Consider the following 11,163-nt stretch of genomic DNA (forward strand, 5'->3'; position numbering starts at 1 on the left):
CGCCTGGGCCGAGCAGTCGCTCGCGGGCCCGGGCGAGGTGCGCTCCGCGCCGGGCGAGCTGGCGCGGGCGATCGACGCCCTCCTCGGCATCCGCCTCTGACCTCCGCACCGCCTGCTGGGCGGCAGGGTTGGGCATTTCCTTAAGGAGATGCGGCGTCTGGGGGCCGGGGTTCGTATTTCCTTAAGGAAATACGAAACCTGGAGCGGTCAGGCGGGGTTGTCGGTGCCGTCGCCGCGACGACGCAGGTAGCGCTCGAACTCCTTGGCGATCGCGTCGCCGCTCGCCTCGGGCAGCTCGGACGTGTCCTGCGCGCTCTCGAGGGCCGAGACGTACTCGGCGACGTCCTCGTCGGTGCTGGCCAGCTCGTCGACGCCGCGCTCCCAGGCCTGCGCCTCCTCCTCGAGGTCACCGTGGTCGATGACCGTGTCGAGCAGGTCCTCGAGCTGGCTGAGCAGGGCGAGCGAGGCCTTGGGGCACGGGACCTGCGAGGTGTAGTGCGGCACGCTCGCCCAGGCCGAGATCGAGACCATCTCCGCCTGGTGGGCACCGTCGGCCACGACGCCCGTGATGCCGGTGGGGCCCTCGTATCGCGCCGGCTCGAGGTCGTGCTTGTAGGCGACCGCCTCGTCCTCGCTCGTGCACACGACCGGGATGGGCCGCGAGTGCGCGACGTCGGCGAGCAGGGCACCGAGGGTGATGACGGTCGTGACGCCGTTGGCCGCGGCGAGGTCGAGCAGCTCGGTGGTGAAGGCACGCCAGCGGAAGGAGGGCTCGATGCCGGTGACGAGCAGGACGTCGCGCCCGAGGCTGTCGGGGGAGGCCAGCAGGATGCGCGTGGTGTTCCAGTGGATGCCGCGCCCCTGGCCCTGGTTGATCACCCGCGGGCGGGTCACCTGGAAGTCGTAGTAGTCCTCCGGGTCGATGGCCGCGACGGTCTCGGCGTCCCACAGACTCCCGAGGTGCTCGATCGCCCGGGAGGCAGCCTCACCGGCGTCGTTCCAGCCCTCGAAGGCGCAGATCATCACCGGGTCGTGCAGCTCGGGCAGGTCCTCGATCTCGATCACGACCACCACCCTACGACGCGTAATCTTGGCGCCTGTGAGCACCGAGCCCGCCGCCCTGCCCGCCGCCGTCCTGTGGGACATGGACGGCACCCTCGTCGACACCGAGCCCTACTGGATCACCGCCGAGCACGAGCTCGTCGAGGAGTTCGGCGGTACGTGGACCCACGAGCTGGCCGTCCAGCTCGTCGGCAACCCGCTCCTCGTCTCCGCGCAGTTCATCCTCGACAACTCGCCCGTCGACCTGCCCGCCGAGGAGGTCGTCCACCGGCTGCAGTCCCGGGTCGTCGAGCAGATCGCCCAGGAGGTGCCGTGGCGCCCCGGCGCACGTGAGCTGCTCGCTGCCTGCCGTGAGCTCGACATCCCGCAGGCGCTCGTGACGATGTCGTGGACCGACCTCGCCGGTGCCGTCGTCGAGGCCACCGAGTCGGGCTCCTTCGGTCTCATGGTCACGGGCGACCTCGTGACCCACGGCAAGCCGCACCCCGAGCCCTATGCCACCGCTGCGGAGAAGCTCGGCGTGCACCCGGCAGCCTGCATCGCCATCGAGGACTCGCCGACCGGCGTGCGCTCCGCGACGGCTGCCGGCGTGCCGACGCTCGCCGTGCCGCACATCGTCGAGATCCCGGACATCCCGGGCTCGGTCCGCGTCGACACGCTCGCCGGCTCACCCCTTCGACCTGGTGCCGCTGGCACTGGGGGAGGCCGCGCGGCCCTAAGGTCGCGCGCGTCCGTGGTCTCCTCCGTCGCAGGCGAAGGGGGGAGAGGCGGCGGTGTCCCGCCGAAGGCCGGGCACAGCGCCTTGAAGTCGCACCAGCTGCACAGCCGCGACGGGTTGGGCCGGAAGTCGCCGGTGGCCGTGGCCTGCTCGATTGCCTGCCACACGGCGCGCACATTGCGCTCCAGGGCCAGCAGGTCGGCCTCGTCGGGGACGCAGCGGATGACCTGGCCGTCGCGCAGGTAGACGAGCTGGAGCAGGTCCGGCACCCGACCCGTCGTGCGCCAGTGGACGAGGCCGTAGAACTTCATCTGGAAGAGCGCCTTGCCCTCGAAGCGCTCGGAGGGCGAGCGGCCGGTCTTGTAGTCGACGATGCGCACCTCGCCCGTCGGCGCCACGTCGACCCGGTCGATGATGCCGCGCAGGGTCAGCCCGTCCACCTCGACCTCGACCTTGACCTCACGTCGAGACGGCTCGAGCCTCGAGGGGTCCTCGAGGGTGAACCACCGCTCGACGAGCTTCGCCGCCTCGGCGAACCACGACTCCTCGGTGAGGGCTGCATCGTCGAGGATCATCTGGGCGAGCTCGGGCCGGTCGTCGACGAGCGCCTGCCACCGGCCAGGCAGCAGCCCGACAGCAGCCTCCGGGGTGCGCTCGGCCGCGGGCAGGTCGAAGAGCTCCTCGAGCACGGCGTGCACGAGGGTGCCCCTGGCCGCCGCCGGTGACGGCGCCTCGTCGAGCCGGTCGATCGAGCGGAAGCGGTAGAGCAGCGGGCACTGCTTGAAGTCGGCCGCCCGCGACGGCGAGATGCTCGGGGTCACTCCGGCGCGTAGCCGAGGTTGGGCCCGAGCCAGCGCTCGGCCTCGGCCAGGGTCCAGCCCTTGCGCTGCGCATAGCTCTCGACCTGGTCCTTGCCCAGCCGGCCCACGACGAAGTACTGGCTGTCGGGGTGGCCGAAGTACCAGCCGGACACCGAGGCGCCGGGCCACATCGCCATGCCCTCGGTGAGCTCGATGCCGATCTCGTCGACGTCGAGCAGCTTCCACAGCGTCTGCTTCTCGGTGTGGTCGGGGCAGGCCGGGTAGCCGGGTGCGGGTCGGATGCCCGCGTACTGCTCCTTGATGAGCTGACGGTTGTCGAGCTGCTCGTCGGGGGCATAGCCCCAGATCTCGGTGCGGATCCGCTCGTGCATGCGCTCGGCGAAGGCCTCGGCGAAGCGGTCGGCGAGCGCCTCGAGGAGGATCGCGTTGTAGTCGTCGTTGTCGGCCTTGAACTGCGCGATGCGCTCCTGCACGCCGATGCCGCCGGTCACCGCGAAGGCGCCGACCCAGTCCTTGATGCCCGTGTCCCGGGGGGCGACGAAGTCGGCGAGCGACCGGTTGGGCACGCCCGCACGGTGCTGGCCCTGCTGGCGCAGCATGTGCAGGGTGTGCGCGACCTGCGAGCGCGACTCGTCGGTGTAGATCTCGATGTCGTCACCGACGGCATTGGCGGGGAAGAGCCCGATGACCCCCTTCGCCGTCAGCCAGCGCTCCTCGATGATCCGGTCGAGCATCGCCTGCGCCTCGTCGTAGAGCTTGCGCGCGACCTCGCCCGTCGCCGGGCTGTTGAGGATGTCGGGGAAGGACCCCTTGAGCTCCCAGGCGTTGAAGAAGGGCTGCCAGTCGAAGTACTCGCGCAGCTCGGCGAGGTCGTAGTCGACGAAGACCTGCCGGGTCGGGCTCACGCCCGACAGGTGCGGCTGCTCGGCCGACCAGTCGACGGGCGTGCGCGCCTCGAGGGCCTCCTCGTAGGACAGCAGCGGTCGGTCGCCCTGCTTGTTGGCGTGCCGCCGACGCAGGGCCTCGTAGTCGGCCGAGACCTCCTCGAGGAGCTGGGGCTTCGCCGTCGGGCTGAGCAGCTGGCTGACCACCGGGACCGAGCGCGAGGCGTCCTTGACCCACACGACCGGCCCGTCGTACTGCTGGTCGACCTTGACGGCCGTGTGGGCGCGCGAGGTCGTCGCACCGCCGAGCAGCAGCGGGATGTCGAAGCCCTGGCGCTGCATCTCCGAGGCGACGCCGACCATCTCGTCCAGCGACGGCGTGATCAGGCCCGACAGGCCGATGACGTCGGCGTCGTGCTCCTTGGCCGTCTCGAGGATCTTCTGCGTCGGCACCATGACCCCGAGGTCGATGACGTCGTAGTTGTTGCACTGCAGCACGACGCCGACGATGTTCTTGCCGATGTCGTGGACGTCGCCCTTGACCGTTGCCATGACGATCAGTCCCTTGGAGCGGCTGGCGTCGCCGGGCTTCTTGGCGGCCTCGATGAAGGGGATGAGGTGGGCGACGGCCTTCTTCATCACCCGGGCCGACTTCACGACCTGCGGGAGGAACATCTTGCCCTCGCCGAAGAGGTCTCCGACGACCCCCATGCCGTCCATGAGCGGCCCTTCGATGACCTCGAGCGGCTCGCCGCCGGCCTCGTCGATCTCGACGCGCAGGGCCTCGGTGTCGTCGACGACGTGGGTGTCGATGCCCTTGACCAGTGCGTGCGTGATCCGCTCGCGAAGGGGGAGCTCGCGCCACTCCTCGGTCGCGGCCTCCGCGACGGCACCGCTGCCGCGGTGCTCCTCGGCGATCTCGAGCAGGCGCTCGGTGGAGTCCTCGCGCCGGTTGAGCACGACGTCCTCGATCCGCTCGCGCAGCTGCGGGTCGAGCGTGTCGTAGGGGACGAGGGCGCCGGCGTTGACGATGCCCATGTCCATGCCCGCCTCGATGGCGTGGTAGAGGAAGACGGCGTGGATCGCCTCGCGCACGGGGTTGTTGCCGCGGAAGCTGAAGGAGACGTTGGAGACGCCACCGGAGACGAGCGCGTGCGGCAGGTTGTCCTTGATCCAGCGGGTCGCCTCGATGAAGTCGGTGCCGTACTCGGCGTGCTCCTCGATGCCCGTCGCCAGGGCGAAGATGTTGGGGTCGAAGACGATGTCCTCGGCGGGGAAGCCGACCTCCTCGGTGAGGATCGTGTAGGCCCGCTGGGCGATCTCCTTGCGCCGCTCGAGGTTGTCGGCCTGCCCCTCCTCGTCGAAGCCCATGACGACGATCGCCGCGCCGTACTTGCGGCACAGCCGGGCCTGCTCGACGAAGGGCTCGACGCCCTCCTTCATCGAGATCGAGTTGACGATCGGCTTGCCCTGGGTGCGCTGCAGGCCGGTCTCGATGACGTGCCACTTCGACGAGTCGATCATCAGCGGCACGCGCGAGATGTCCGGCTCGGAGCCGACGAGGTTGACGAAGGTGCCCATGGCGGCCTCGCCGTCGAGCATGCCCTCGTCCATGTTGATGTCGATGACCTGGGCGCCGCTCTCGACCTGCTGCTGCGCGACCGCGAGCGCGGCCGGGTAGTCATCGGCCTCGATGAGCTTGCGGAACTTCGCCGAGCCGGTGACGTTGGTCCGCTCGCCGACGTTGACGAAGAGGCTGTCGGCGGTGACGTTGAAGGCTCGAGGCCCGACAGGCGCAGGGCCGGCTCGACCTCGACCGGGACGTGCGGGGGAGCGGCGGCCGCTCCCTTCGCGATGGCGGCGATGTGCTCGGGGCTGGAGCCGCAGCACCCGCCCAGCAGGTTGACCAGCCCGGAGGTCGCGAACTCGGCGACGAGCCCGGCCATGTACTCCGGGTCCTGGTCGTACTCGCCGAAGGCATTGGGCAGCCCGGCGTTGGGGTAGGCCGAGATGTAGGTGTCGGCGACGCGGCCGAGCTCGACGACGTACTGGCGCAGCTCCTCGGCACCGAGCGCGCAGTTGAGCCCGACGGCGAGGGGCTGGGCGTGGCGCACGGAGTTCCAGAAGGCCTCGGTCGTCTGCCCGGTGAGGGTGCGGCCGGAGGCATCGGTGATCGTGCCCGAGATGATGACCGGCCAGCGCCGCCCGTGCTCCTCGAAGAGCGTCTCGAGGGCGAAGATCGCGCCTTGGCGTTGAGCGTGTCGAAGATCGTCTCGACGATGAGCAGGTCGACCCCGCCCTCGACGAGGCCGCGGGCCTGCTCGAGGTAGGCGTCGACGAGCTCGGTGAAGGTGACATTGCGCTTGCCGGGGTCGTTGACGTCCGGCGAGATCGACGCGGTGCGGTTCGTCGGGCCGAGCGCACCCATGACCCAGCGCGGCCGCGACGGGTCCTGGGCGGTGAACTCGTCGGCGGCCAGACGGGCCAGCCGCGCGGCCTCGACGTTGATCTCCCGGGAGAGGTCCTCCATGCCGTAGTCGGCCATCGAGATGCGCTGGGCGTTGAAGGTGTTGGTCTCGATGAGGTCGGCGCCGGCCTCGAGGTACTGCCGGTGCAGCTCGGTGATGAGCTCGGGCTGGGTGAGCACGAGCAGGTCGTTGTTGCCCTGCAGGTCGCTGCCCCAGTCGGCGAAGCGCTCGCCGCGGAAGTCCGCCTCCGACAGCCCCTGCCGCTGGATCATCGTCCCCATCGCCCCGTCCATGATCAGGACACGCTGGGCCAGCGTCTCCTTCAGCTCGGCGGTGGCGTCGGGGCGAAGGGCGGTGTCGGTCACCTGGTCGATCCTTGTGCACAGGGGGCGGTGGACCACTCATTATCCCCATTCACCCGCCTCGCCTAGGGTCGTGTCCATGGCGGCGCCCCTCGACGACACTCCCCGCGGCATCCGCCTGGCGACGATCGGCGGCGTGCCAGTCTTCCTCGGCTGGTCCTGGCTCCTCATGGGCGGGCTGATCCTCCTGCTCATCGGCCCCTCGGCCGCCCGCGTGCACGGCCCCGCTGTGGGCTACGGCGTCGCCGCCGTCTACGCCCTGGCCCTCCTGCTGAGCGTCCTCGCCCACGAGGCGGCGCACGCGGTGACGGCCCGCACCTTCGGCCACACCGTGCACCGGGTCGTCGCCGACCTCTGGGGCGGCCACACGACCTTCGAGGCGACACGCGGCACGCCGGCGACGATGGCGGCCATCGCGATCGTCGGTCCGCTGACCAATGCGCTCCTCGGCATCGTCTGCTTCCTGCTGGCCGCGGCGCTCGGCGACGGTCTCGTCGCCTCGGTACTCGGCGGCATCGCCTTCGTCAACGGTGCGCTCGCGGTGCTCAACATGCTGCCCGGCCTCCCGCTCGACGGCGGTCAGGTCGTCGAGTCCCTCGTCTGGGGCGTGACGGGCGACCAGGGCCGGGCCCGGGTGGCCGCCGGCGTCCTCGGCCGGGTCCTCGTCGTCGCCATCGTCGTGGGGGTCGTGGTCCTGCCGCTGCTGCGTGGCCAGCAGCCCCAGCTGTCGACGATGGTCTGGACGATGTTCATCGCCGCCTTCCTGTGGTCGGGCGCCTCCTCGGCCATCGCCCACGGTCGGGCGATGGGCCAGCTCGGCCGGCTCGACGTGCCGAGCCTCGTCGAGCCGGCGGCGCCCATCGGGCTCGACGCGCCCGTGGCGGAGCTGACCTCCCTTCGCGCCCTGCCGGTGGTCGTGGCCGCCGATGGCAGTCCCGTCGGTCTCGTGGACCACGACGCCCTGCGGGCCGTCCCGCCGACCGCGGTGGGCACGACCCCCCGTCTCCCGCCGTCGTGGCCCGCGCCCCGCAGGGGTGGGCCGTCGAGCTGACGCCCGGCCACGAGGCCACCGACCTCGTCCGTGGCTTCCAGGAGTCGCGTTCGCGGATCGTCGCGGTGAGCGAAGGGGGAGTGCTGCGGGGCATCGTGCGGGTCGAGCGGGTCAACGCAGCCCTGGCGCGCAACTAGACTCGCCCACCATGACCGCCACCGGATCCGCCTACCGTCGCGGCCCCTTCCGTGAGGGTGACCGCGTGCAGCTGACCGACCCCAAGGGGCGGATGCACACGATCACCCTGACGCCGGGCAAGCAGTTCCACACCCACAGAGGGCACGTCAAGCACGACGACCTCATCGGCGCCCCCGACGGGTCGACGATCACCAACACGGCCGGCACCGAGTACCTCGTGCTGCGGCCGCTGCTGTCCGACTACGTCATGTCGATGCCGCGCGGCGCCGCCGTCGTCTACCCCAAGGACGCGGGCCAGATCGTGGCGATGGCCGACGTCTTCCCGGGCGCCACGGTCGTCGAGGCCGGAGTCGGCTCCGGTGCCCTGTCGATGTCGCTCCTGCGCGCGGTCGGCGACACCGGTCGGGTCCTGTCCTTCGAGCGCCGCGCCGACTTCGCCGAGATCGCGACGGCGAATGCCCGCGCCTTTTTCGGCGAGGACCACCCGGCGTGGACCGTGTCCGTCGGCGACCTCGTCGAGTCGCTGCCCGGGGCGGTCGAGCCCGGCACCGTCGACCGGGTCGTCCTCGACATGCTCGCCCCGTGGGAGTGCCTCGAGGTCGTCGCCGAGGCGCTCGCGCCCGGTGGTGTGCTCATCTGCTACGTCGCCACGGCCACCCAGCTGAGCAAGGTCGCCGAGGCGATGCGCGACTTCGGCACCTTCACCGAGCCCGAGGCGTGGGAGTCGCTCGTGCGCGGCTGGCACCTCGAGGGTCTCGCCGTGCGCCCGCAGCACCGCATGCACGGGCACACCGGATTCCTCATCACGACCCGCCGGCTCGCCCCGGGCGTCACCCCGCCGATGCGCAAGCGTCGCCCGGGCAAGGGCTACGCCGCCCAGGAGGGCGACGAGAGCACGGCTCCGGCCGAGGTGCCACCGGGCGCCGACGACGCCGAGTGGACCTCCGAGGCCCTCGGGGAGCGGGTCGCGTCGGAGAAGAAGATGCGCAAGCTCGCCCGAGGCGTGGTCCCCCCGACGCCGCGATAGGGCGAAGGGGGAGACTGGAGGCAGCCGACACCCCGGCCCGAAGGGAGCACGACGATGACGACCGAGCCCACGCCCCAGGACGTGCGGGCCCTGCAGGACAAGCTGACCCAGCAGAAGTCGCAGATGGCGACCGTCGCCTCGCAGAACGAGCGCCTCGTGCGCACGCTCAAGGACGCGCGCCAGCAGATCGTCACCCTCCGGGAGGAGATCGAGCGGCTGGCCCAGCCCCCTTCGTCCTATGCCGTGGTCGTCGACGTCAACGACGACGGGACCGCCGACGTCCTCTCCGGCGGCCGCAAGATGCACGTCGCCGTCTCGCCGGCGGTCGAGACCGGTGAGCTCGGGGTGGGTCGTGAGGTGCGGCTCAACGAGGCGATGAACATCGTGTCGGTGCACCCCGAGGACGTCGCCGGCGAGGTCGTCGTCGTCAAGGAGGTCCTCGACGACGACCGCCTCCTCGTGCTCATGCGCCAGGACGAGGAGCGGGTCGTGCGCAGCGGCGGCCGGGTGACCGGCAAGCAGGTGCGCGTCGGCGACGCCGTGCTCGTCGACCAGCGCAGCAACATCGCCGTCGAGCGGATCCCGCGGGCCGAGGTCGCCGACCTCGTCCTCGAGGAGGTGCCCGACCTCGACTACGACGACATCGGTGGCCTCAGCACGCAGATCGAGGCGATCCGCGATGCCGTCGAGCTGCCCTACCTGCACGCCGAGCTCTACGAGCGCCACCAGCTCAAGGCGCCCAAGGGCGTGCTCCTCTACGGCCCGCCCGGCAACGGCAAGACGATGATCGCCAAGGCGGTCGCGGCCTCGCTGGCGCGCAAGGTCGCCGAGCGGACCGGGCAGGACAGCGCGACGGCCTACTTCCTCAACATCAAGGGCCCGGAGCTGCTCAACAAGTACGTCGGCGAGACCGAGCGGCACATCCGGCTGATCTTCCACCGCGCTCGGGAGAAGTCGAGCGACGGCACCCCCGTTGTCGTCTTCTTCGACGAGATGGACAGCCTCTTCCGCACCCGTGGCTCCGGCGTCTCCTCCGACGTCGAGACGACGATCGTCCCGCAGCTGCTCGCGGAGATCGACGGTGTCGAGGGCCTGGACAACGTCATCGTCATCGGCGCGACCAACCGCGAGGACATGATCGACCCGGCGATCCTGCGTCCCGGGCGCCTCGACGTGAAGATCAAGATCGAGCGGCCGGACGCCGAGGGTGCCCGCGACATCTTCAGCAAGTACCTCACCGCCGAGCTGCCCCTGCACCCCGAGGACCTCGAGGAGCACGGGGGCGACCGGCAGGCCACCGTCGAGGGGATGATCGAGGCGGTCGTCGAGCGGATGTACGCCGAGAGCGACGACAACCAGTTCCTCGAGGTGACCTACCAGGGCGGCGACAAGGAGATCCTCTACTTCAAGGACTTCAACTCCGGCGCGATGATCCAGAACATCGTCGACCGGGCCAAGAAGGCCGCGATCAAGGACCTCATCACGACCGGCGCCGAGGGCCTGCGGGTCGGCCACCTGCTCGACGCGTGCATCGCGGAGTTCAAGGAGAACGAGGACCTGCCCAACACGACCAACCCCGACGACTGGGCGCGCATCTCGGGCAAGAAGGGCGAGCGGATCGTCTACATCCGCACGCTCATCGGCGGCAAGTCCGGTGCCGCGGAGCCCGGCCGCTCGATCGACACCGGCACGCGCACCGGGCAGTACCTCTAGGCGCGGCCTGCCGCGCTCACGGCCGGCCTCACAGGACGACGACGAGGCCGGCAGCGATGGCCAGCGTGAGCGCGAGTCCGCAGGCGCCCGCGAGCGTGCCGAGCGCGATTCCGCCGAGCCGCGGCAGCCACGACCGCTGCACGGTGACGACGACGAGGAGCAGCGCCAGCAGGAGCGTCCCGACGGCGACCGGTGTCGCGAGGAAGGCGGCGAAGACCAGCGCGTCCTTCGGCGTGAGGGTGCACCCGAAGCCGAGCCCCTCGCACTGACCGCCGGCGTTGGCGTCCGGTGCGACGACCCAGGCGACACCCCAGCAGGCGATGGCGAGCAGCAGCCAGACGCCGAGGGTGAGGACCGCGCGGCGGCGCGGCGCGGCGCAGGGGAGGGGTCATGCTGGCCGGGTCAGGCGACCAGGCGCACGGCGAGCCACATGAGCGTCACGGTCGCGGCCACCGTGGCGACGCCGACGAGGCTCGACACGTTTGCCCAGCGCGCAGGCGCTGCGCCCCGGCAGGGCTCGCGCATGCGCCCCGCCCAGCGCGACGCCGAGCCCGACGACGAGCGCGGCCACGAGGAAGGGAGCGGCTGCGACCAGGACGTAGGGGAGGAGATAGCCGATCGCCCCGCCGATCTCGGGGGGCAGCAGTCGCGCCGCCACCATGGGCAGCACGACGGGTGTCACGAAGAGCCAGGCCACGACGGCGGCAGAGGCTCCGGCGGAGCGGAGGCATCGAGAGCCCTGCGTGGTGGTGTCCATGGGCGCAGCCTAGTCGCGGCCGGGCGGGTCCTCGGGCGTGCGCGGCTGGCGGATGTCCAGCTCCTCGGCGACCCGGTCCCGGTCGCCGGACGGGACGACGCCGCGGCCGCGTGTGCGGTCGGACGGACCGTGCAGGTCCTCGAGGCCGAGGGGGTCACCCAC

Annotated in this window: 7 protein-coding genes and 4 pseudogenes; 5 read left to right on the forward strand and 6 right to left on the reverse strand. The window is 71.1% G+C overall.

The genetic code is table 11. The features are described from left to right. Positions 1-207: 207 nt before the first annotated feature. The gene (locus AC2W7J_RS10290; RefSeq protein ID WP_255183449.1) at positions 208-1,065 is read right to left on the reverse strand and encodes a PAC2 family protein; all 858 of its coding nucleotides are present in this window, start codon (positions 1,063-1,065) and stop codon (positions 208-210) included. 79 nt (positions 1,066-1,144) lie between these two features. Here AC2W7J_RS10290 and AC2W7J_RS10295 point away from each other — a divergent pair. Continuing rightward, positions 1,145-1,609 (forward strand): annotated as a pseudogene (locus AC2W7J_RS10295) (HAD family hydrolase); the annotation flags it as partial. Between the two features lie 200 nt (positions 1,610-1,809). Here the strand turns inward: AC2W7J_RS10295 and AC2W7J_RS10300 are convergent. The 4 genes and pseudogenes from AC2W7J_RS10300 to AC2W7J_RS10315 form a co-directional block, all read right to left on the reverse strand. Further along, positions 1,810-2,601 (reverse strand): annotated as a pseudogene (locus tag AC2W7J_RS10300) (RecB family exonuclease); the annotation flags it as partial. Then, positions 2,598-5,375 (reverse strand): methionine synthase, encoded by a 2,778-nt coding sequence (metH, locus tag AC2W7J_RS10305; protein ID WP_485982287.1) that lies wholly within the window; start codon positions 5,373-5,375, stop codon positions 2,598-2,600. The pseudogene AC2W7J_RS10300 and the gene metH, both read right to left, overlap by 4 nt. Positions 5,376-5,392: 17 nt before the next feature. Continuing rightward, positions 5,393-5,725: pseudogene (locus AC2W7J_RS10310) on the reverse strand (homocysteine S-methyltransferase family protein); the annotation flags it as partial. A gap of 59 nt (positions 5,726-5,784) precedes the next feature. Next, positions 5,785-6,246 (reverse strand): annotated as a pseudogene (locus AC2W7J_RS10315) (homocysteine S-methyltransferase family protein); the annotation flags it as partial. A gap of 148 nt (positions 6,247-6,394) precedes the next feature. Between AC2W7J_RS10315 and AC2W7J_RS10320 the strand changes: the two are divergent. Genes AC2W7J_RS10320 through arc form a run of 4 tightly spaced genes read left to right on the forward strand, consistent with a single transcriptional unit; the run spans position 6,395 to position 10,244 of the window. Further along, entirely contained in the window at positions 6,395-7,366 is a 972-nt protein-coding gene (locus AC2W7J_RS10320; protein ID WP_485982288.1) for a site-2 protease family protein, read from the forward strand. Next, complete coding sequence (locus tag AC2W7J_RS10325) at positions 7,330-7,503, forward strand: hypothetical protein (protein WP_485982289.1); 174 nt, start codon at positions 7,330-7,332, stop codon at positions 7,501-7,503. The genes AC2W7J_RS10320 and AC2W7J_RS10325 overlap by 37 nt, the downstream gene beginning before the upstream one ends. Positions 7,504-7,514: 11 nt before the next feature. Next, positions 7,515-8,531 carry a tRNA (adenine-N1)-methyltransferase gene (locus AC2W7J_RS10330; protein ID WP_255183444.1) on the forward strand — a complete coding sequence of 339 codons (1,017 nt, stop codon included), beginning with the start codon at positions 7,515-7,517 and terminating at the stop codon, positions 8,529-8,531. Between the two features lie 54 nt (positions 8,532-8,585). Further along, a complete protein-coding gene (gene arc / locus AC2W7J_RS10335) occupies positions 8,586-10,244 on the forward strand; it encodes a proteasome ATPase (protein WP_485982290.1) in 1,659 nt (552 codons plus the stop codon). 388 nt (positions 10,245-10,632) lie between these two features. Here the strand turns inward: arc and AC2W7J_RS10340 are convergent, their stop codons facing one another. Further along, positions 10,633-11,001, reverse strand: a complete 369-nt coding sequence (locus tag AC2W7J_RS10340; protein ID WP_485982291.1) for a hypothetical protein — start codon at positions 10,999-11,001, stop codon at positions 10,633-10,635. Between the last annotated feature and the right edge of the window lie 162 nt (positions 11,002-11,163).

This window comes from Janibacter sp. CFPM2_SD2 (assembly GCF_057364645.1).

What these genes read in the sequence shown, in the direction of transcription:
- AC2W7J_RS10330 (WP_255183444.1), top strand. Translation starts at nt 7,515, where the DNA reads ATGACCGCCACCGGATCCGCCTACCGTCGCGGCCCCTTCCGTGAGGGT.
- AC2W7J_RS10340 (WP_485982291.1), bottom strand. Translation starts at nt 11,001, where the DNA reads ATGGACACCACCACGCAGGGCTCTCGATGCCTCCGCTCCGCCGGAGCC.
- AC2W7J_RS10320 (WP_485982288.1), top strand. Translation starts at nt 6,395, where the DNA reads ATGGCGGCGCCCCTCGACGACACTCCCCGCGGCATCCGCCTGGCGACG.
- arc (WP_485982290.1), top strand. Translation starts at nt 8,586, where the DNA reads ATGACGACCGAGCCCACGCCCCAGGACGTGCGGGCCCTGCAGGACAAG.